The sequence below is a fragment of the Phytoactinopolyspora halotolerans genome, assembly GCF_010550675.1.
Classification (GTDB): Bacteria; Actinomycetota; Actinomycetes; order Jiangellales; family Jiangellaceae; genus Phytoactinopolyspora; species Phytoactinopolyspora halotolerans.
Genome location: NZ_JAAGOA010000009.1, coordinates 32,518 through 53,690 on the forward strand (window position 1 = coordinate 32,518; position 21,173 = coordinate 53,690).

Here is a 21,173-nt window from a genome sequence, read left to right on the forward strand (position 1 = left end):
GTCGCTGTGGATCTGCTCGGGCTGCTTACCGAGGGTGAGCTGAGCGTCTCCGGGCGGCTCGTCGTCGCGTCGAACATGACGTTGCTGGGCGAGGTCGCCCACGAGGAGCGCCGTGTGCGGTGCGTGTACAAGCCGATCTCCGGAGAGCGTCCGTTGTGGGACTTTCCGGACGGCACGCTCGCCGCGCGTGAGGTGGCGGCGTACCACGTCTCGGAGGCGGCCGGGTGGCACGTCGTACCGCCGACGGTGCTGCGCGACGACGGCCCGCTCGGACCGGGGATGTGCCAGCTGTGGCTGGAACAACCAGACCCGGAGACCACGTCCGGGGCACGTTCCGGCAGAGCGACGCCGTGGGTGGACGTGGTGGGAGAAGGTGAGGTGCCGCACGGGTGGCTCCCGATCCTCAGCGCGTTCGGTGAGGACGGCCGGCCTGTGGTTCTGGTCCACGCCGACGAGCCCGGGTTGCGCCGGTTGGCGCTGTTCGATGCGGTGGTGAACAACGCCGACCGCAAGGGTGGGCATGTGCTGCACGGCGATCCGGACATGGTCGGGAACATGTCCGCGATCGTCGGTGTTGACCACGGTGTTTCGTTCCACGACGAGCCGAAGCTGCGGACCGTGCTGTGGGGCTGGGCAGGTCAGCCGTTGACCGCCGCCGAACGGGCGGAGCTGGTGCGGCTGCAGGAGACACTCGGAGGCACCTTGACCATGCAGCTGGCGGAACTGCTCGATCCGGCCGAGATCGACGCGTTGCACGAGCGGATCTCGACGTTGCTGCAGGATGGGGCGTTACCCGAACCTGCCGGCAGGATGCCGGTGCCGTGGCCGGTCTTCTGAGCAACTAGGGTCGAACGTATGGACGCCTGGGCAGCTGACGACATCCGGCCACTACCCGGGAGGGGCGATCCGGTCCGGCTATACGACACGGCGACCGGCTCGGTCCGGGTCGCTGCGTCGGCATCGACCGCGTCGCTGTATGTCTGCGGGATCACCCCGTACGACGCCACCCACCTGGGGCACGCGGCGACCTACGTCGCCTTCGACGTACTGAACCGGGCCTGGCAGGACGCCGGTCTGCAGGTGAGCTACGTGCAGAACGTGACCGACATCGACGACCCGCTGCTGGAGCGTGCCGCGCAGACCGGCCAGCACTGGGCGGACCTGGCCGCGGAACAGACCGATCTGTTCCGCGCGGACATGGCGTGGCTCCGCGTGCTTCCACCAGACTCCTACATCGCCGCCGCGGACGCCGTCGCCGAGATCACCGAACTGATCGGGCGGCTGAAGGACGCGTCCGCAGTGTATGACGTCGGGGGTGACCTGTACTTCTCCGTGCGCTCCGACCCGTCGTTCGGATCGATCTCCGGGCTCGACGACGCCACCATGCGGGAGCTGTTCGCCGAGCGCGGCGGCGATCCGGACCGCCCAGGAAAACAGGACCCGCTGGACTGCCTGCTCTGGCGTGCCGAACGGCCCGGGGAGCCGGCCTGGCCGAGCCCGTACGGATCCGGCCGACCCGGCTGGCATATCGAGTGCACGGCGATCGCCTTGGAGCATCTGGGTTCCGGCTTCGACGTGCAGGGCGGCGGCAGCGACCTGATCTTCCCGCACCATGAGATGTGTGCCTCCGAGGCACACGTGGCCACCGGGAAACCATCGTTCGCCCAGAACTACGTGCACGCCGGGATGATGGGTTACCAGGGCGAGAAGATGTCGAAGTCGCTGGGCAACCTGGTGTTCGCCGCAGCACTGCGGCGCGGCGAGACCGACCCGGGCGCGGTCCGGCTGGCCCTGTACACCGAGCACTACCGAGCCGACCGGGAATGGACCGACGGGCAGCTGGCGGACGCCTCACATCGGCTCGATCGGTGGCGGGAGGCGGTGTCCCGGCCGGCCGGCCCGGACGCGACGCCGGTGCTGAGCGGCGTCCGGGAACGGCTCGCCGACGATCTCGACACTCCGGGCGCGCTCCGGGTGATAGACGAGTGGGTGGCGGCGACATTGGCCGGCGAGGGCGCCGACGCATCCGCTCCCGGCCTGGTGCGTCAGCTCGCCGACACCCTGCTCGGCGTCCGCCTCTAGCACGCACCGCAGGTAGACACACCTGGCCCGTGTGGGCCTGCGCCGGTAAGGAGATGACATCGTGGTCGCGCGCGTAGCCGGATCGTCGTTCGGTTGGCCCACGTTGTCGTTCTATTGGCCTGCGGCTTCGCCGCGACACGCGGGCGGCCGACTGAGGACGTAGGATGGTTGTACTAGCACAGCGCATACCTTCCGTACACAGAAGAGGTTTGATCAGCGTGTCCGACCAGGCACAGTCCACGTCGCAGTCTGCGGCCCCAGCGGCCCCCGAGACCGGCACCGCACGGGTCAAGCGCGGCATGGCCGAGATGCTCAAGGGCGGCGTGATCATGGATGTCGTCACGCCGGAGCAGGCCAAGATCGCCGAAGACGCCGGCGCGGTGGCCGTGATGGCGCTCGAGCGGGTACCCGCCGATATCCGCGCGCAGGGCGGCGTCGCCCGGATGAGCGATCCGGACCTGATCGAGGGCATCATCAACACCGTCTCGATCCCGGTCATGGCCAAGGCGCGGATCGGGCATTTCGTCGAGGCGCAGGTGTTGCAGAGTCTCGGGGTCGACTATGTCGACGAGTCCGAGGTGCTCACGCCGGCCGACTACACCAACCACATCGACAAGTGGCAGTTCACCGTGCCGTTCGTCTGCGGTGCCACCAATCTGGGCGAGGCGCTGCGGCGGCTGACCGAGGGGGCGGCGATGATCCGTTCCAAGGGCGAGGCCGGCACGGGTGACGTCTCCAACGCCACCACGCATATGCGGCAGATCCGGGACGAGATCCGCCGGCTGCAGTCGTTGCCGAAGGACGAGCTGTTCGTCGCGGCGAAGGAGTTGCAGGCGCCGTATGAACTGGTCCGCGAGGTGGCGGAGCTGGGCAAGCTGCCGGTCGTGCTGTTCACCGCGGGCGGGATCGCGACGCCGGCCGACGCGGCGATGATGATGCAGCTCGGCGCTGAGGGTGTCTTCGTCGGCTCGGGGATCTTCAAGTCGGGCGACCCGGCCAAGCGTGCCGAGGCGATCGTGAAGGCCACCACCTTCTACGACGACCCGGACGTCATCGCCAAGGTCTCCCGGGGCCTGGGTGAGGCCATGGTCGGCCTGAACGTCGAGGACGTGCCGGAGCCGCACCGCCTGGCCGAGCGCGGCTGGTAAACCCGGACACGTGCGGGAAACGGAGCACGTCGGCACGCCCACGCCCGACGAGGTCTTCGCCGATTGGACGCAGGACCGCGACGGCGTGTGGACGCGGCAGGCGGCCCGGGTCATCCTGATCGACGGTGTCGGCCGGGTACTGCTGCTGCGCGGTTTCGACGTCGACGATCCGGCCCGTCACTGGTGGTTCACGCCCGGTGGCGGTCTCGAACCGGGCGAGGATCCACGACGCGCCGCCGCCCGCGAAGTGCGCGAGGAGAGCGGGCTGGCCGTGGACGAGTCGCAGCTGCGCGGCCCGGTGGCCGAGCGGAGTGCCTCGTTCAGGTACTTCGGACGGCCGTGCCGCCAAGACGAGGCGCTCTTCTACGCGCGGCTCGTCGGGTCACACGACGTCAGCGACGAGGGATGGACCCAGGTGGAGCGTGCATCCGTCTCCGAGATCCGCTGGTGGGACGTGGACGAGCTGGTGGCCTCCGAGGTCACGGTGTACCCGCCGGCGCTGCCGGATCTGGCGCGGATGCTCGGCGCCGACGCGTGGGACGGCGTGCGGCGCGTCATCGACTAGCCGCCCGTGACGGGATCCGCCGCCGTACCGGTTACCGTTGAAGGCGGTCGCACCGAGCGGCCGATAAGCACGACATGGCGATGGAGACCGCCGTCTCCACGGAATCGGAGCGCGAGCACACACATGGTGAATGGACCAACGGTCGGCGTACTGGCGTTGCAGGGCGACGTGGCCGAGCACCGGCGCATTCTGGAGTCGCTCGGCGCGCGGACGATCGCCGTGCGGACCGAGGAGCAGCTGGATGCGGTCGACGGGCTGGTGATCCCCGGCGGCGAGTCGACCACCATGTGGCGGCTGGCACGTTCCTTCGGTCTGCTCGAGCCGCTGCGCAAGCGGGTCCACACCGGTCTGCCCACGTTCGGATCCTGTGCCGGCATGATCATGCTGGCCGACCGGGTCGAGGACGGCGTCGCCGGCCAGGAGACCATCGGCGGGCTGGACATCACGGTGCGCCGGAACGCGTTCGGGCGGCAGGTGGATTCGTTCGAGGCGGAGCTCGACTTCCCGGCCGTCGGGGAGCCACCGCTCACCGCGGTTTTCATCCGCGCCCCGTGGGTGGAGCAGATCGGTGCGTCCGTCGAGGTACTCGCGCGCGTGAAATCGGGCGACGACGGCTCGGCCGGTACAATCGTCGCGGTGCGAGCTGGAGGGTTACTCGCCACGTCGTTCCACCCGGAGCTCACCGCCGACGCACGCATACACGCGCTGTTCCTGAACATCATCAAGGAGGCCTAGCCGATGTCCGGCCACTCCAAGTGGGCGACCACGAAGCACAAGAAGGCGGCGATCGACGCCAAGCGAGGCAAGCTGTTCGCCAAGCTGATCAAGAATATCGAGGTGGCGGCGCGTACCGGCGGTGGCGACCCGGCAGCCAACCCCACGCTCTATGACGCCATCCAGAAGGCGAAGAAGTCGTCGGTGCCGAACGACAACATCGACCGTGCCGTCAAGCGCGGCTCGGGCGCCGAGGGCGGCGGCGCCGATTACCAGACCATCATGTACGAGGGCTACGGCCCGAACGGTGTGGCTGTCCTGATCGAGTGTCTGACGGACAACCGGAACCGGGCGGCCTCCGAGGTCCGGATAGCGATGACCCGCAACGGCGGCACCATGGCCGACGCCGGATCGGTCTCCTATCTGTTCGACCGCAAGGGCGTCGTCGTCGTGCCACAGCTGCAGGGGGAGAAGACCCTCACCGAGGACGATCTGCTCGAGGTGGTGCTGGACGCCGGCGCCGAAGAGGTCGAAGATCTCGGTGAGTCGTTCGAGATCCGGTGCGAGGCCGGCGAGCTGGTCGACGTCCGCACAGCCATCCAGAGCGCCGGCCTGGATTACGAGTCGGCGGAGTCCTCGTTCATCCCGTCGGTGACGGTGCCGCTGGACGAGGACGGCGCGAAGAAGATCTTCCGGCTGATCGAGACGCTCGAGGACAGCGACGACGTGCAGAACGTCTACGCGAACTACGACGTCTCCGACGAGATCATGGAAGCGGTGGGCTGATGTCCTCACGCCGGGAGTCCGGCGTGCCCCCGTCCGCGGCCTCGCCGGTAGATCTGCGCGTCACCGACGTCACCAAGGCATTCGGCGAGGTGCCGGTGCTGCGTGGCGTGTCCCTGATGGTCGGCGCCGGTGGGACGCTTGCTCTGCTGGGGCCGAGCGGCTGCGGGAAGACGACGTTGTTGCGGATCGTGGCCGGTCTGGAAGACCCGGACGGCGGCACCGTGGCGGCCGGCGACCGGGTGCTGGTCGGGCCCGGGGATCGGATTCCGCCGGAACGCCGACGGGTCGGCATGGTCTTTCAGGACTGGGCGCTGTTTCCGCACCTGACCGTCGCGGACAATGTCGCCTACGGGCTACGGCGGCTCGGCAAGGAGAAGATCGGCACGCGGGTGCGGGATGCGCTGGAGATGGTCGGCCTGAGCGCGCTGGCCGACCGTGCACCCGGTACCCTCTCCGGCGGGCAGCAGCAGCGGATCGCGTTGGCCCGGGCGATCGCGCCGCAGCCGTCGGTGCTGCTGCTGGATGAACCGTTCTCCAACCTCGACGCCGCGCTGCGCGTGCGGGTGCGCACGGAGGTCCACCAGCTGCTCGCCGACCTCGGCATCACCACCGTCGTGGTCACGCACGATCAGGAGGAGGCGTTCGTGCTGGCGGAGAATGTGGCCGTGATCCGGGACGGCCAGATCGTGCAACAGGGACCGCCGACGACGATCTACGCTCGGCCGGCGGATCGGTGGGTGGCGGAGTTCGTCGGCGACGCGAACCTGGTTCCGGGTGAGTCCTCAGGTGGCGCGGCTATGACCGTACTGGGGCGCATCCCCGTCGCCGACCGTGTGTCAGGCACGGTCGATGTGCTGGTCCGGCCCGAATCAGTCGCGATCAGCCCTGGCGGCGCCGCCGGAGATGCCGCGGGCGCGGCGCGCGTCGAACTGGTGGAGTTCTACGGCCACGACACAGTGACGCTGGTACGGATGGAGAACGGCCAGCTCTTGCGTGTCCGCAGCTCGGGGCCGCCGGTCGCCGAGCGCGGGGCGCCGGTGGTGGTCGCCTACCAGGGGCCGGCCGCGGTCGCCTACCGGATCGACGCCTGACTCGGACAACGCTCCACCGTTGGCGGACACCGTTACGGACGGCCCGGAACCCAGAGCTTGGAGGCGGGGGAGGGCTGCTGCGGCGCGGAAGGCGTTGAGGCTGCCGCTGCGCCGCCGGCGGGCGGGGCGCCCGCGGATGGTGTGCCGGCCGCCGGCGGGGCCGGGGCCTGCGGGAGATCGTTCTCCTCCGCCTGGCTGCCGGCGCGCTGCTCGGCCTGGACCTGAGCCATGCGAAGCTGGTTGAGCACCTGCTCGAACTGGCTGGCGGTGGCGTTGTTCAGGTAGCTCTTCGCATGCGTGAACACCAGACCGGCCGTGTCGATGAGCAACCGCGCGTCGTGCCGGCCGAGCTTGGCCTGCGCCGCGGTCAACGTGCCGGAGAGGGTCTCGGTGAGGATCTGCTCGCACGGTACGCCGCGGAGCTGCTCGAGGTATCTGCGGACGTCCTCGGCCGACGGCTGCTCCTGCTGACGGTGCTGGTCACCGCTGGAACTGGCTCCTTCGCTCACGGTCGTCATCTTACCCGGTCGGCTCGCCGCGGTGGTGTCCAGGAGCGCGCCGCGGACCAGACTCGGCCGGACCGTAGGCGGTGCTCCAGCAGGGCCGCGAGCCGCCACACCAACAGCCCGGCGAGTAACGATGCGGCGACGGCGACAGCCGGGTGGATCCCGGTGAGGTGGGGATAGACCTGCCAGTGGACGAGGTAGATGTAGAGCGAGGCGCTCGCCAGCACCCCGGCGATCCGGCCCACCACGGCCGGGCAGGGCACGTGCACGGTCCACAGCAGCAGCGCCACGCCGGCGATCATGACCGACTCCCGGGCGAGGTTGTCGAAGAATCCCGGTACGGCGGCGACGGTCACCGCCGTGAGCAGGAGGCGGTGCCCTACCGTACGGGCGCGGGCGGCGGCCCAGCCCAGAGCGAACAGCCACAGCGCCGGCAGCATGTACGGAACACCGAGGCCGACCACTTCATAGCGGGTCAACAGGCCCATCGCGACCACGGCCAGCGCAAACGAGAACGGGAACCGCCGCTCTAGCCGGTCGGCCCATGGCACGGCCATCAGCACCGCCAGGCCGATCAGGATGTAGACCAGCACCTCGACGAACCAGAAGTGCCATGCGCCGGTCCAGGTCGAGCTGCCCAGGAAGCCGTTGAGCAACAGGATGTTCGTCAGCCCGTACTGACTGGTCAGCACGGTGACGGCGGCGATCCACACCATGCTGGGCACGGCGATCCGGGCGATCGCTCCCAGCTGCTGCCGCAGACGCCGGCGGCGGTCGGGTTCATCGAGCCGGAACCGTGCGAAGTTGAACCCGGCGACGGCGAGCAGCGCGTGTGCCCCGCCGAGCGCGGTGAACAGCCCTGCGTGTGTCCCGACGATGGCCACGATGGCCGCGGCGCGCAGCACGACGCTCGTCTCTATCGCGCGTCCGCCGAACGGCCGTGGGCGTGGCCGTGGCGCGAGGTCCCGTATCGGCGTCGTATGCCAGTTCAGCGGGAGGGTCCCGAGTTTCTCCTCCAACCGGATCGACATCTCGACGTAGGAGAGCGAGTCGCCGCCCAGTGAGACGAACGTGGCGTCCTCGGTCGCGTCCGGGCGGTGCAGGATCTCGGCGTACAGGTCGCGCAGGGTCGCCGGGTCGGCGGCCGACCGCGGGGCCGCCGGGGAGGCAGGGGCGGCCGGCGAGACAGGGGCGGCCGGGCCCGAGGGTGTCGAAGGAACGACGGAAGTACCGGGAGTGCCGGCGGCGGGAGTATCAGGAGACCGAGGGGCGGCGGTAGACCCAGAGGTCCGGGTTGAGGTGACAGCGAGATCGAGCACGGCGGCGTGGTCGGGCTTGCCGGAGCCGAGTCGCGGTATGGCGTCGACGCCGAACACCTGAACCGCGGCCGGCGGCAGCGCACAGGAGCCGGCGATATCCAGCCGGAGCGACCCCAGGTCACCTGGCGCACGCCCTCCCATGGCCAGACCATGCTCTGTGCACTCGCCCGTTTCCGGATCTCGCGGTGGCCGCCCACCCGCGTCCCGGTCGTGCCCGGCTTCGACGGCGACGCACAGGAGTCCATCCATGCCGGCGCAACACGCTGTGAGCCCGCGCTCGGCGAGCAGCGCCTCCACCTGCTGGGGGTCGACGCGTAGTCCGGCGATCTTGACGAACCTGCTGCGCCGACCGACGATCTCGTACAGGCCGGCGTCGGTTCGCCGGGCCAGATCGCCGGTGTGCAGCATGTGTGTGGTGCGTCCCAGCGCGAGGTCGGACGAGTTCTCCGCGTAGCCGAGCATGACGTTCGGCCCCTGATACACGAGTTCCCCGACGGCAGTGGTGTCGTCGTGGGCCGCCGTGCCGTTGGCGGTCGTCTTGCCACCGTCGGCGCCGTGGCCCGTCGCCGCGTCGTCGTCGGGCACCGGTTCGATGGAGAAGGAACCGCCGGGGATCGGCAGCCCGATCGTGTGTGGATGGGTGGCCGCCAGATCCGGGGGCAGATACGCCATCCGTGCGGTGGCCTCGGTCTGCCCGTACATGACAAACAGATTCCATCCGTGCCGGCGGCCGAGCGCGGCGTAGTGCTGGACCCGGTCGGCCGGCAGCCGGCCACCCGCCTGGGTGAGGTACCGCAGATGCGGCAGGGACATCTCGGCGAAGCCCACCCGGTCGAGAAGGTCGAATGTGTGCGGCACCCCGGGGAACGTCGTGCCGCGGTGCTCGCGGAACAGGTCCCAGAAGCAGGGATCGACCACCGAGAGGTCGGTCAGCAGCAGCCCGGCGCCACGGCTGAGATGGCTGTTGACGACCGACAGGCCGTAGCAGTAGTGCATCGGCAGCGTAGTGGCGGCACGGTCGCTCTCGCGGATGCCCAGATACGCGGCGATGGACTCCGCGTTGGACTGCATGTTCCTGGCGGACAGCCGCACCAGCTTGGGAGATCCGGTGGAGCCCGAGGTGCTCATCAACACCGCGAGCTCGGGGTGCAGGTCATGCGCAGGGGAGGTGTGTCGGTGGTCCAGTCGCCACCCGTCGCCCGCGTCGCCCGCGACGACGTCGGGGTCGTATCGCGCGATGAGCCGGTCGGCCTGCGCGGGTGCGGCGAGCAGTGCGACGTGCCCGGCCGCCAGCGCGGCCAGATAGGTCACGAGGGTGTCCACCTGGTTGCTTCCGGCGATGACGACCAGCCGCCGTGCGGTACCGAGCCGCTCGGCACAGGCGTCTACCCGCTCGGCGAGGTCCGCGTAGGTGAGACGTTCCGTGGAGGTGAGCACCGCCAGGCGTTCGCCGTGGACGGCGAGGCCCCGGGCGAACGGCACGCCGGCAGGGGTACCGAGCGGCGCCCGGGACAGCGGTGGGGTGGAGACGGTCATCGCGTTCCCCTCACGGAACGGCGCAGTCCCGTCGCACGGTCGCCGGCGGCTGTGCCGCTACGGCCGGGGCGGATCTCGTCTCGCAAGGCGAGTGCGGCGGCCGGGAGGCTGGCCAGCAGCACCAGAGTCAGTGCAGGCGCCGCCGCCCGGCCGTAGAAGTTGTCCGTCGTCGCACTCCACACCTGGGTCGCCAGCGTCGAGAATCCGGTCGGAGCGAGCATGAGCGTGGCGGGGAGCTCTTTCATCACGGTCAGGAAGACCAGTGCGGCGGCCGTGGTGACACCGGGACGGGACAACGGCAGCACCACCCGCCGGAAGGTCTCACGGGGGCCGTGTCCGAGAGTGCGGGAGGCGTGTTCCCAGGCCGGATTGACCTGGCGGACCGAGGTGGCGATCGGTCCCACGGCGAGCGGCAGGAACATCACCACGTACGCGACCACCAATGTCGCCATGGTCTGGTACAGCGCCGGCGCGTGCCGGGCTCCGAAAGAGACCAGGCCGAGCGCGACCACCACGCCCGGGAGCGCGTAGCCGATCCAGGTGGCGGGCTCCAGCACCCGGGTGAGCGCGGTGGTGTGCCGGGCGGTGAGGATCGCCACCGGCCAAGCCGCCACAACGGCCACGGCCGTACCCCAGCCGGCGGCCTGCATGCTGTTCAGTACCAGTTCGCCCAAGCCGCCGAAGGCGTATCCGGCGCGGATCCCGCGCACCAGCCAGAGCACCATCACCGCGACCGGCAGCACGGCACCGAGGACGAACACCGCGACTGCGCCGGCGCAGGCCGGCCACCGCCAGCGCCCCAGTGGAACGGTGCGCACGTATCGGGCCCCGGCATGCGTGTGCGCGGCCGCCGCGCGCCTGGTTCTCATCTCCGCGATGAGGACGGCGACGGCCAGGACGACGAGCAGCAGCGCCAGCACCGCGGCGGCCGACCGGTCGATGAGGCCGTAGCGGACGTAGATGACGCGGGTGAACGCATCGAACCTCAGCATCGACACCGCGCCGAAGTCGCTGAGGGTGTACAGCGCGACCAGCAGACCGCCGGCGGCGAGCGCGGGTCGCAACGCGGGCACCAGCACCCGCCGGAAGGTCCCGGCAGCGGACTGGCCTAGCGTGCGGCTGGCTTCCTCGGCGCTGGGATCCATCCGGCGCAGCGCCGCCCGCACGGTCAGGAACACGTACGGATACGAGATGACGGTGAGTACCGCCCAGGCACCCCAGAAGCCGTAGATCGACGGGAGCCTGTCCACACCCAGCGGCTCCAGCCAGCCTTGCACCAGTCCGCGAGGTCCGAGCAGAGACACGTACGCGTAGGCCGCGACGTATGACGGCAACGCCAGTGGCAGCGCCAGCAGCACGGTCAGCAGCCCGCGGGCGGGGACGTCGGTGCGGACCGTGAGCCATGCCAGCGGCGCCCCGACCGCGATGGCGCCGACGGTGACGGCGGCGGTGAGCCCGGCCGTGTTCAGCAGCACCTCGTACGTGCGGGCGTGGCCGAGCACGTCCCACGCCGTCGCCTGTCCGCCCTCGGCAGCGCGGATGACCAGGTAGACGGCGGGAAGGACGGCGAGGGCGGCCACCGCGACCGCCGCCGCGGTCAGCAGGCCGCGTGCGGGCGCGCGGCCTGGCCACCTGCTCAGCGGCCTGCTCAGCCGCCGGGTCGTCTGCCGGGTCGTCTGCCGGGTGGACTGCCGGCGGGGCGCGTACATCTAGAGCACCCCGGTCTCCTGCAGCAGGTCGAGCGTGCCGCTGAGGTCCTCGAGCTGAGCGAGGTCGATGGAGGGTGGGGTGAGTGAGGCCAGCTCCGGCATCCCTTCCGGCTGGGCCACGCCGTCCGCCAGCGGGAACTCCGAGGTCTCTGTGGCGAAGTACGTCTGCCCGGTATCGCTCAGAAGGAACTCGACGAACCGGGTGGCCGCGTCGGTCGCGTCCGACTCGGCGAGGATTCCGGCGCCTGCGACGTTGACCAGCGCGCCGACGTCACCTCCGCCGTAGAACTTGTTGGCCGCCGGAAGGTCCGGCTGCTCTTCCAGCTTCGGGTACAGGTAGTAGTGGTTGACCAGGCCGGCGTCGACTTCCCCGTTGGCGACGGCGTCGACGATGGCGATGTTGTTCTCGTACACCTGGGTGCCGTTGTCCCGCATGGCCTCGAGCCAGGCCCGGGTGGCGTCCTCGCCTTCGAGGACCCGCATCGCGGTGACGAACGCCTGGAAACTGGCGTTGGACGGCGCCCAGCCGATCCGGCCCTCCCAACCCGGGTCGGTGAACTCGGCGACCGTCTCGGGGAGCTCGTCCTCGGTGAGCCGGTCGGTGTTGTAGACAACCACCCGGGACCGTCCGGACAGCCCTACCCAGTCGCCGTCCGCCGAGCGATACGCCGGGTCCACCTGGTCGAGGAGGTCGGCCGGCAGCGGCGCGAACGCGCCGGTGGACGACACTTCGCCCAGTGCGCCGGCGTCTTGGGCGAGGAACACGTCGGCCGGGGTGTTGGAGCCCTCATCCAAGATCTGCGCGGCCATCTCGGCGGTGTTGCCGTAGCGCACATCGACGCTGAGACCGCTCTCCTCCTCGAACTGCTCGATGATGGGTCCGACGAGCGACTCTCCGCGGCCGGAGTAGACCGTCAGGTCGGCGTCGTCGGAGCCGCACGCGGTCACCGCTGGGAGGAGAACGAGCGTACCCACCAGCCCTCTCATGGTCAGCCCGGTGATGGCGGTCCTTCTGGTCGCACCTCTGGCGCGCATTGCGGTACCTCCGCGACAGTTCTGCGTCGGCGCAGCGCGCGCCCACGCAGAAGCGAATACGTGCATCCCTACGTTGTGCCGACCCTTGATGGCCGTCGTCCGTCGACGGCTCTATCGACGCGACGAAGGCCCAGCGCAAACCATTTAGGTGAGGCTTACCGTAGCGAATTTCGGTAAGCCTTGCCAAACTGACACATGGTGCCTCAGTTGCGCCTGCCTGCGGACTTCTTGAGGGAGGTGACGCGTGGCGTCCCGTGACAGCGCCGCATCCGTGACCTCCCTTCAAGAGGTCGGCGGCTCGATGATGTCCCTCAGGAAGTCGGCGCCCGTGATGATGCGAGAATCAAGCCGTGATCAACGCTGGCGACCGGACGTCGCTTGATGTCGTGACCGTCCGGCACCGGCATGCGGAATGGCCTGTCCTGGTGCGTCATCCGCGGCTGCGGCCCGGGGAGCATCCGTCGGGCCTGGTCATCGAGTTGCACGGCAGTCAGAGCGACGCGCGGACGCAGATGGCGCTCAGCGGTCTGCACGACGTCGCGGACGCGGAACGGTTCGTGGTGGCGGCGCCGCAGGGTGCGCTGCGGATGCCCGGGGACACGGACCCGGACGGCGGGTGGGGATGGAACGTGCCGGGCGTTCCGACCACGGCGGGCGACCTGCCACCGGCGGATGCGCGCGACGACGTCGGCTTCCTCATGCGGGTGATCGACGAGATATGTGTCCGGGCCGACGTTCGCAAGCGCGCGGCGTGGATGGCCGGGTTCTCCGGCGGAGCGCGGATGGCGGCGGCGTTCGCGGTCCGGCATCCCGAGCGTGTCACGGCACTCGCCGCCGTCGCCGGTCTGCGGGCGGGCCGCCCCCGGCCGGACGATCCCAGCGCGCCGGATCCCACGGACTTCCCGTCCGGCCCGCCCGTCCCGGTGGTGGCGTTCCATGGGACCGGCGACCCGGTCAACGCCTACGACGGCGACGGCAGCCTTCGGTGGGGCTACCCGGTCGAGGTCGCCGCGCGTACCTGGGCACGGCGCAACGGTGCCGTGCAGGATGCCGGCCGTCGCTCGATCGCCCCCGGTGTCAGCAGGATCCGCTACAGCGGCCGTGATGCCCGATCGGAGGTCATGCTCTACGTCACCGCGGGCGATGGACATACCTGGCCGGGGAGTTCGATCGACATGGCCATGGACGGACTCGGAAGCAAGACGGAGTCGATCAGCGCCACGACCGAGATCCGTGCCTTCTTCCGTCGCCACGGCCCGGACGCTCCTTGAAGCGTGCGTCGCGCCTACTCGTGTCGGCGCGTCGCTGGGGGACGAGGTGATCCTTGCGAGTAAGGTAAGGCCCGAACTAGTGTTCGGCGTCGTTTGGCGGTGCACACGGCTGAGCCGCCAGGACGCCGGACTGTCCATATGAGCAGAAATCTGAACGACAGGGGAGTGCGGGTCGCATGCGTGTTCTCGGCGTTGACCCGGGGCTGACCCGATGCGGGATCGGCGTCGTGGAGGGGTCTCCAGGTCGGCCGCTCCGGCTGGTCGACGTGAGCGTCATCCGCACCCCGGCCGCTGCCGACCTGGGGGAGCGGTTGCTCCGTATCGAGGTCAAGCTGGACGAGTGGATATCGCAGTATGCGCCGGACGCGGTGGCGGTCGAGCGGGTCTTCAGCCAGCACAACGTCCGCACGGTGATGGGAACGGCACAGGCCAGTGGCGTCGCCGCTTTGGTCGCGGCGCGGCGCGGCCTGACCGTCGCGATGCATACGCCGAGCGAGGTGAAAGCGGCGGTGAGCGGGAACGGCCGGGCCGACAAGGAGCAGGTGGCGTTCATGGTGATGCGGCTGCTCCGGTTGGAGAGCAAACCTGCTCCGGCGGACGCCTCCGATGCGCTGGCGCTGGCGATCTGTCAGGTCTGGCGGGGTGGTGCGGCGAACCGGCTGGCTGCCGCGGTGAACGGGGCCCGACGGTGAGCGGCGTCCGACGGTGAATGGGGTGAGGTAGTTGATCGCGTTCGTGCGCGGAACAGTGGCGAGTGTCCGGCCCACCGAGGCGGTCCTCGACGTCGGAGGCATCGGGCTGGCGCTGCACTGCACCCCGTCGACCACGGCCGAGCTGCGTACGGGCAGTGAGGCGCAGTTATCGGCCAGCCTGGTCGTGCGGGAGGACTCGCTCACCCTGTACGGGTTCGCCACCGACGACGAGCGTGCGGTCTTCGAACAGTTGCAGACGGCCAGCGGCGTCGGCCCCCGGCTGGCACAGGCGATGCTCTCCGTGCACTCGCCGGACGATCTGCGCCGGGCGGTGGCCACGGAAGACCTCGCAGCGCTGACCAAGGTGCCGGGGATCGGCAAAAAGGGTGCGCAGCGCATCGTCATCGAGCTCAAGGACAAGCTGGGAGCCGCCGCCGGCGGGCCCGCCGGCACGAGTTCCATCGCCGCCGCGCCCGCGGGTGGCTGGCAGGAACAGGTGCGCACGGCGCTGCTCGGGCTGGGCTGGTCGGCCCGGGATGCGGACGCGGCCGTGGACCAGGTCGCCCCGCTCGCAGCGGAGAACGGCCACGCTGCGGACGTGCCGTCGTTGTTGAAGGCGGCGCTGCGTACGCTGGCGAAGTGATGCGCAGCGAGAGGTTTCGCCGATGAGCATGTTCGACGAGTCCGAGCAAGTGGACGCCCGCCTCGTCGGCGGCGGAGCGGATGCCGACGAGCGGGCGGTGGAGGCCGCGCTGCGGCCGCGCACGCTGGGCGAATTCATCGGCCAGGAGCGGCTGCGGGAGCAGCTGTCGCTGGTGTTGGACGCCGCGCGCGGGCGCGGGCGTAGCGCTGACCACATTCTGCTCTCCGGACCGCCCGGACTGGGCAAGACCACCCTGGCGATGATCGTCGCCACCGAGATGGGGGTGCCGCTGCGGATCACCAGCGGTCCGGCGATCCAGCACGCGGGTGATCTCGCTGCCATCCTCTCTTCGATCAGCGAGGGCGAGGTGCTGTTCTTCGACGAGATCCATCGCACGGCGAGGCCCGCTGAGGAGTTGCTGTACACCGCGATGGAGGACTTCCGGGTGGACGTGGTGGTCGGCAAGGGGCCGGGTGCGACCGCCATTCCGCTCGAGCTGCCTCCGTTCACACTGGTGGGCGCGACCACGCGTACCGGACTGCTGCCCGGGCCGCTGCGCGACCGCTTCGGGTTCACCGGGCATCTGGAGCTGTATGAGCCCAAGGAGCTCGAGCAGGTGCTGTACCGGTCGGCCGGGCTGCTCTCGGTCGAGCTGCGCGAGGACGGAGCGCGAGAGATCGCGGGCCGGTCCCGCGGAACGCCACGCATCGCGAACCGGCTGCTGCGGCGGGTACGAGACTTCGCCGAGGTCCGCGCCGACGCGGTGGTGACCGGCGACATCGCTCGCGCCGCGCTGGAGGTGTTCGAGGTCGACGAGATCGGCCTGGACCGGCTCGACCGGGCCGTGCTGGCCGCGCTGTGCAAGAACTTCGGCGGCGGACCTGTCGGCCTCGGCACGCTCGCCGTCGCCGTCGCGGAGGAGCGGGAGACGGTCGAGGAGGTGGCCGAGCCGTTCCTGGTCCGTGCCGGCCTGCTGGCGCGCACTCCGCGCGGACGGGTAGCGACGCCGGCGGCCTGGGCTCACCTGGGCATGACGGTCCCGCAGCACGCTCCGTTCTCCACCAACGCCGAACCGGATCTGTTCAGCGTCGCCGACGGTGAGTGAGCGATATCGAGCTCTTCGCCGCAACTAGCACCCAGGTTCTACACTGGGTGGTGAACAGGGACTAGAATCGCGCGAACGTCCCGCAAACCCCTATCTAAGGAAGCTCGTCAGTTATGGACTTGCTGCTGCTCCCACTTCTGCTCATTGCAGTCTTCTACTTCCTCCTCATCCGGCCGCAGCAGAAACAGCGGCGGCAGATGGCGGAGATGCAGCGGGAACTTGCCGTGGGCAGCAAGGTCATGACCACAGCCGGGCTGATCGCCACTGTGGCGGCCATCAATGAGGAAGACGACCAGGTGGAGCTCGAGGTGTCGCCTGGTGTCACCAACGTGTACGTCCGTCGTGCCATCGCGCGCGTGATCGACAGCCCGGTCACCGACGACGAGATCAGCGTGGACACGCCGGAAGGCGAGGCCGATGAGGCCATGGCCGAGGCAGACGACGCGACGCCGGACGCCGCGGAGAAGAAGCCGGAGAACCAGGCGAACGACGCCGAGTCACGCTGAATCAGATGAGCGACGCACCAGCATCGGCGATCAGCGCCGCCGATCACGAGTTGCTGCTGTCGTATATCCGAGACGTCCCAGACTGGCCGGAGCCGGGCGTGATGTTCAAGGACATCACGCCGCTCCTGCGTCAGCCGGACGTGTTCGCCAAGACGGTTGATCTGCTGGCGGCGGCCGCGGACGGTCCGATCGACGCGGTGGTCGGCATCGAGGCTCGTGGGTTCATCCTGGGAGCCCCGGTGGCCAACCGGCTCGGTGCCGGTTTCGTGCCGGTGCGGAAGGAGGGCAAGCTGCCTTCCGACACGTCGTCCGCGAGTTATGAGCTGGAGTACGGCCAGGCGACGATCGAGGTCCACCGCGACGCGTTCACGGACGGTGAGCGGGTGCTCATCGTCGACGACGTGCTGGCGACGGGCGGGACGGTGCGGGCCACGGTCGATTTGGTCCGGGCCGCGGGCGCCGAGGTGGCCGCCGTGAGCATTCTGATGGAGCTGGGGTTCCTGCACGGCCGGAAGAAACTCCTGGACGTGGACGTACACGTTCTGCTGTCGCTGTGACAGCGTCTGCGTAGCCATGTTTTGGACCGGTGGACTAGCCTGGAATCAGACGTCCGGTTCACCGAGGAAACATTAGGCGCCTACACTGTGTTGTCTCTCTCGTAGAGACACCGCGTTGCCTCTTCGTCAAGACGAAAGGGGGTGCTGTGGCCGAGCAGACCGCCTCCACCGGAGCCCTGGCGCCGGTCCGGGTCCGCGCGCGACTCGCGCGACTGACCTCGCAGCGTCAGCAGTCCGAGCCTGCCCTGGAGCCGCTTTTCCGCACGATCAAGGCGGTGCATCCGAAGGCCGATCTCAGCGTCATCGAGAAGGCTTACCAGGTGGCCAAGGAGGCGCACAGCGGCCAGAAGCGGAAGAGCGGCGACCCGTACATCACCCACCCACTCGCCGTGACGACGATCTTGGCCGAGCTCGGCATGACCCCGCCCACGCTCGCCGCCGCGTTACTCCACGACACCGTCGAAGACACCGACTACAAGCTCGAGCAACTCCGAGAGGAGTTCGGCGACGAGATCGCCATGCTGGTCGACGGCGTCACCAAGCTGGACAAGGTCAAATACGGGCAGGCAGCGCAGGCGGAGACCGTCCGCAAGATGGTGATCGCCATGGCCAAGGACATCCGGGTCCTGGTCATCAAGCTGGCGGACCGGCTACACAACGCGCGGACCTGGCGGTATGTGCCGAAGGAGTCGGCTCGGCGTAAGGCCCGCGAGACCATCGAGATCTACGCCCCGCTCGCGCATCGCCTCGGCATGAACACCATCAAGTGGGAGCTCGAGGATCTCTCTTTCGCCACCCTGCATCCGAAGGTCTACGACGAGATCGTCCGGCTCGTGGCCGAACGTGCGCCGTCCCGGGACGACTATCTGGTCTCCGTCATCGATCAGGTGCAGAGCGACCTGCGCGGCGCCAAGATCAAGGCATCGGTGAGCGGCCGCCCGAAGCACTATTACTCGATCTATCAGAAGATGATCGTCCGCGGCCGCGAGTTCACCGACATCTACGACCTGGTCGGCATCCGTGTCCTGGTCGAGTCGGTCCGCGACTGCTACGCCGTGCTCGGTATCGTGCACGCCCGCTGGAACCCGGTTCCCGGGCGGTTCAAGGACTACATCGCGATGCCGAAGTTCAACATGTACCAGTCGCTGCACACCACGGTGATCGGCCCGCAGGGCAAGCCGGTGGAGCTGCAGATCCGGACCTTCGCCATGCACCGTCGCGCGGAGTACGGCATCGCCGCGCACTGGAAGTACAAGGAAGAGAGCAACGCCGGCCGGAACGGTGAGAAGACCGTGGGTACCGCCGACGGCGATGGCGCCAATGACATGGCGTGGCTGCGGCAGCTGCTCGACTGGCAGAAGGAGACCGAAGACCCGGGCGAATTCCTCGAGTCGCTCCGATTCGAGATGGAGTCCAACGAGGTCTACGTCTTCACGCCCAAGGGTGACGTGGTGGCGCTACCGGCCGAGGCCACGCCGATCGACTTCGCCTACGCCGTGCACACCGAGGTAGGGCACCGCACCATCGGGGCCCGGGTGAACGGCCGGTTGATCCCACTGGAGTCCAAGCTGGACAACGGCGACGTGGTGGAGATCTTCACGTCCAAGGCGCAGGGCGCCGGGCCCAGCCGGGACTGGCTGACGTTCGTCACCAGCGCCCGGGCGCGGAACAAGATCAAGCAGTGGTTCTCCAAGGAGCGCCGGGAAGAGGCGATCGAGCACGGCAAGGACGCCATCGCCCGCGCCATGCGCAAGCAGGATCTGCCGCTGCAGCGGATGCTCAGCCAGGAGGCGCTCACCGCCGTCGCGGACGACCTCCGGTATGCCGACATCTCGGCGCTCTACGCCGCCGTGGGGGAGGGCCACGTCTCGGCACAGAGTGTCGTGCAGAAGCTGGTCTACATCCTGGGCGGCGAGGAGGGCACCACCGAGGATGCCGCCGAGGCCGCCAGCCCGGAGCGGCCGCGTCGTCGCACCGGCGGGGATCCAGGCGTGGTCGTCAAGGGCGTCACCGACGTCTGGGTGAAGCTGTCTCGATGTTGTACGCCGGTACCGGGGGATGAGATCGTCGGATTCGTCACCCGCGGTGCGGGGGTGTCGGTGCACCGGGTCGACTGCTCCAATGTGGATGCGCTGCGCCAGCAGCAGGGGCGCATGGTCGAGGTCGAATGGGCGCCCACCGCGAACAGCATGTTCCTGGTGGCCATTCAGGTCGAGGCGCTGGACCGGGCCCGGCTGCTGTCGGACGTCACGCGCGTCCTGTCCGACCAGCACGTCAACATTCTCTCGGCCACGGTCGCGACCGGCACCGACCGGATCGCCAAGAGCCGCTTCACCTTCGAGATGGCCGATCCCAAGCACCTCGGGCACGTCCTGAAGGCGGTCCGGGGCGTCGAAGGGGTCTTCGACGCCTACCGCCTCACCAGCGGCGTGCCGGCCGTGTCCACTTAGGTGATCGTTCCGACCGAACGACATTGCGGTTGCCGGAGCGACCACAATGTCTTTCCGTAGGCGCTGGCGGGCGCCGGCGGCTCGCGGACGACGCAGGTGAGGTGTCAGCGCGCGAATTCGTCGCGGGCCTGGATGGCTTGGTCGAGCCAGGCCTTCCGCGCCTCCAGGGCCTCTTGCGCTTCGCGCAGCTTGCGCTCGTTGCCGGACGCGCGCGCCTTCTCCACCTGCCGTTCCAGGTCGGCGATCAGGTTCTGTAGCTGGTCGACCGTGTCCTGCGCGCGGGCATACGCCTCGGGGTTGCTGTGCTTCCACTCGGCCTGCTCGGCGTCACGGATGGCTTCTTCCACCCGACGCAACCGGCCCTCGACGGAGCGCCGAGCGTCCCGCGGCACATAGCCGATCGCCTCCCAGCGCTCCTGGATGTCCCGGAGCTGGGCCCGGGCGGCCTTCCAATCCTGCACCGGCAGCAGTGCCTCGGCCTCGGTGAGCAGCGCCTCCTTCGCCTGAAGGTTGGCGTTCTCCTCGTCACTGCGCTGCGCCTGCTCGGCGGCGCGCGCATCGAAGAACGTGTCCTGCGCGGCGCGGAACCGCTTCCACAGCGTGTCCTCCACGTTGCGCGGCGCGGGCCCGGCCGCTTTCCACTGCGACATCAAGTCGCGGAACCGGCGCGAGGTCGGCCCCCAGTCGGTGGAGGTGGCCAGTTCCTCGGCCTCGGCGAGGATGCGCTCCTTCACCACGCGCGCGTTCTCCCGGCGCTCTGCCTGCTCGGCGAAGTGCGCCTTGCGTCGCCGCGTGTAATGGGTGCGCGCAGTCGAGAACCGGCGCCACAGGGCGTCGTCGGTCGCACGATTCAAGCGGGCGAGCGTCTTCCACTCGTCGAGCAGTGCGCGTAGCCGGTCCGCGCCGCCCCGCCAGTCGTTGCCTTCGGCGATCTCCTCCGCGGCGGCGGCGATCTCCTCCTTGCGCGCCTGTGCCTCTTCCTGAGCCTTCGCGCGGGCGGCCTTGCGCTCCGCGCGCCGCTGCGAGACGTGCTCCTCGACGGCGTCCAACCGGCGCGACAGGGCATCGAGATCGCCGACCGCCTTGGCGTCGGCGATCTGCTCGCGCAGCTTCCGCACGCTGGCGGCGGTCTCGTCCGGCGGCGCGGCTCCGGAGGTGAGACGCTGCTCGAGCAGGTCTACCTGAACCGCGAGATCGTCGAACTTCCGCCCGAAGAACGCCAGCGCCTGCTCCGGCTGGCCGACCTGCCAGGAACCGACGGAGCGTTCGCCCTGTGACGTTCGGACGAACACCTCACCCGTTGCGTCGACGCGCCCCCAGGCGTTGGACGCGACGGTCTCAGGCGCGGACTCTTCTGCTGGTTCCGGTGCCGGCGATTCCGGCGCGGTCTCGTCAGCGGTGGCCGCCTGGAGTGGTTCTGGCTCCTGGCTACCGGGGTTCTGCGTCACGGCGGGTCCT

19 protein-coding genes are annotated in these 21,173 nt (G+C 69.4%); 14 read left to right on the forward strand and 5 right to left on the reverse strand.

All coding sequences use genetic code 11. The annotated features are described in order from the left end of the window. Positions 1-6 precede the first annotated feature (6 nt). From G1H10_RS14085 to G1H10_RS14115, 7 genes are all read left to right on the forward strand, one after another. Positions 7-837, forward strand: a complete 831-nt coding sequence (locus tag G1H10_RS14085) for an Rv2133c family protein (protein ID WP_163738674.1) — start codon at positions 7-9, stop codon at positions 835-837. 18 nt (positions 838-855) lie between these two features. Further along, positions 856-2,082 (forward strand): cysteine--1-D-myo-inosityl 2-amino-2-deoxy-alpha-D-glucopyranoside ligase, encoded by a 1,227-nt coding sequence (mshC, locus tag G1H10_RS14090; protein ID WP_163738677.1) that lies wholly within the window; start codon positions 856-858, stop codon positions 2,080-2,082. A gap of 164 nt (positions 2,083-2,246) precedes the next feature. Further along, positions 2,247-3,230: a pyridoxal 5'-phosphate synthase lyase subunit PdxS gene (gene pdxS / locus G1H10_RS14095; RefSeq protein WP_174264346.1), complete on the forward strand. Its 984-nt coding sequence runs from the start codon at positions 2,247-2,249 to the stop codon at positions 3,228-3,230. Between the two features lie 10 nt (positions 3,231-3,240). Continuing rightward, positions 3,241-3,795, forward strand: coding sequence for an NUDIX hydrolase (locus G1H10_RS14100; RefSeq protein ID WP_216853256.1), 555 nt, complete (start codon positions 3,241-3,243; stop codon positions 3,793-3,795). Positions 3,796-3,918: 123 nt separating this feature from the next. Then, positions 3,919-4,530 carry a pyridoxal 5'-phosphate synthase glutaminase subunit PdxT gene (gene pdxT, locus G1H10_RS14105; protein WP_163738683.1) on the forward strand — a complete coding sequence of 204 codons (612 nt, stop codon included), beginning with the start codon at positions 3,919-3,921 and terminating at the stop codon, positions 4,528-4,530. Between the two features lie 3 nt (positions 4,531-4,533). Then, complete coding sequence (locus G1H10_RS14110) at positions 4,534-5,295, forward strand: YebC/PmpR family DNA-binding transcriptional regulator (RefSeq protein ID WP_163738686.1); 762 nt, start codon at positions 4,534-4,536, stop codon at positions 5,293-5,295. After that, complete coding sequence (locus G1H10_RS14115) at positions 5,295-6,386, forward strand: ABC transporter ATP-binding protein (RefSeq protein WP_163738689.1); 1,092 nt, start codon at positions 5,295-5,297, stop codon at positions 6,384-6,386. Before G1H10_RS14110 ends, G1H10_RS14115 begins: the two co-directional genes overlap by 1 nt. 32 nt (positions 6,387-6,418) lie before the next feature. Here the strand turns inward: G1H10_RS14115 and G1H10_RS14120 are convergent, their stop codons facing one another. The 4 genes from G1H10_RS14120 to G1H10_RS14135 are packed head-to-tail and all read right to left on the reverse strand — an operon-like array spanning position 6,419 to position 12,431. Continuing rightward, entirely contained in the window at positions 6,419-6,895 is a 477-nt protein-coding gene (locus G1H10_RS14120) for an ElyC/SanA/YdcF family protein (RefSeq protein WP_163738692.1), read from the reverse strand. 5 nt (positions 6,896-6,900) lie between these two features. Then, complete coding sequence (locus G1H10_RS14125; RefSeq protein ID WP_163738695.1) at positions 6,901-9,747, reverse strand: AMP-binding protein; 2,847 nt, start codon at positions 9,745-9,747, stop codon at positions 6,901-6,903. Further along, complete coding sequence (locus G1H10_RS14130; RefSeq protein ID WP_163738698.1) at positions 9,744-11,456, reverse strand: ABC transporter permease; 1,713 nt, start codon at positions 11,454-11,456, stop codon at positions 9,744-9,746. Before G1H10_RS14130 ends, G1H10_RS14125 begins: the two co-directional genes overlap by 4 nt. Continuing rightward, positions 11,457-12,431, reverse strand: a complete 975-nt coding sequence (locus G1H10_RS14135; protein ID WP_216853257.1) for an iron ABC transporter substrate-binding protein — start codon at positions 12,429-12,431, stop codon at positions 11,457-11,459. 410 nt (positions 12,432-12,841) lie between these two features. Here G1H10_RS14135 and G1H10_RS14140 point away from each other — a divergent pair, with 410 nt between their 5' ends. From G1H10_RS14140 to G1H10_RS14170, 7 genes are all read left to right on the forward strand, one after another. Next, on the forward strand, positions 12,842-13,762 hold the full coding sequence (locus G1H10_RS14140) for a CE1 family esterase (protein WP_163738701.1): 921 nt from the start codon (positions 12,842-12,844) through the stop codon (positions 13,760-13,762). Positions 13,763-13,938: 176 nt separating this feature from the next. Continuing rightward, positions 13,939-14,454, forward strand: coding sequence for a crossover junction endodeoxyribonuclease RuvC (ruvC, locus tag G1H10_RS14145; protein ID WP_163738704.1), 516 nt, complete (start codon positions 13,939-13,941; stop codon positions 14,452-14,454). A gap of 31 nt (positions 14,455-14,485) precedes the next feature. Then, on the forward strand, positions 14,486-15,097 hold the full coding sequence (gene ruvA, locus G1H10_RS14150; RefSeq protein WP_163738707.1) for a Holliday junction branch migration protein RuvA: 612 nt from the start codon (positions 14,486-14,488) through the stop codon (positions 15,095-15,097). Between the two features lie 28 nt (positions 15,098-15,125). After that, on the forward strand, positions 15,126-16,202 hold the full coding sequence (gene ruvB, locus G1H10_RS14155) for a Holliday junction branch migration DNA helicase RuvB (protein ID WP_216853286.1): 1,077 nt from the start codon (positions 15,126-15,128) through the stop codon (positions 16,200-16,202). 113 nt (positions 16,203-16,315) lie between these two features. Further along, complete coding sequence (gene yajC, locus G1H10_RS14160; RefSeq protein ID WP_163738713.1) at positions 16,316-16,708, forward strand: preprotein translocase subunit YajC; 393 nt, start codon at positions 16,316-16,318, stop codon at positions 16,706-16,708. A 5-nt stretch (positions 16,709-16,713) separates the two neighbouring features. Continuing rightward, entirely contained in the window at positions 16,714-17,265 is a 552-nt protein-coding gene (locus G1H10_RS14165) for an adenine phosphoribosyltransferase (protein WP_163738715.1), read from the forward strand. A gap of 146 nt (positions 17,266-17,411) precedes the next feature. Next, positions 17,412-19,715, forward strand: a complete 2,304-nt coding sequence (locus tag G1H10_RS14170; protein WP_312856578.1) for a RelA/SpoT family protein — start codon at positions 17,412-17,414, stop codon at positions 19,713-19,715. Between the two features lie 104 nt (positions 19,716-19,819). Here G1H10_RS14170 and G1H10_RS14175 read toward each other — a convergent pair whose 3' ends face one another. Continuing rightward, positions 19,820-21,007, reverse strand: coding sequence for a DUF349 domain-containing protein (locus tag G1H10_RS14175; RefSeq protein ID WP_376778619.1), 1,188 nt, complete (start codon positions 21,005-21,007; stop codon positions 19,820-19,822). Between the last annotated feature and the right edge of the window lie 166 nt (positions 21,008-21,173).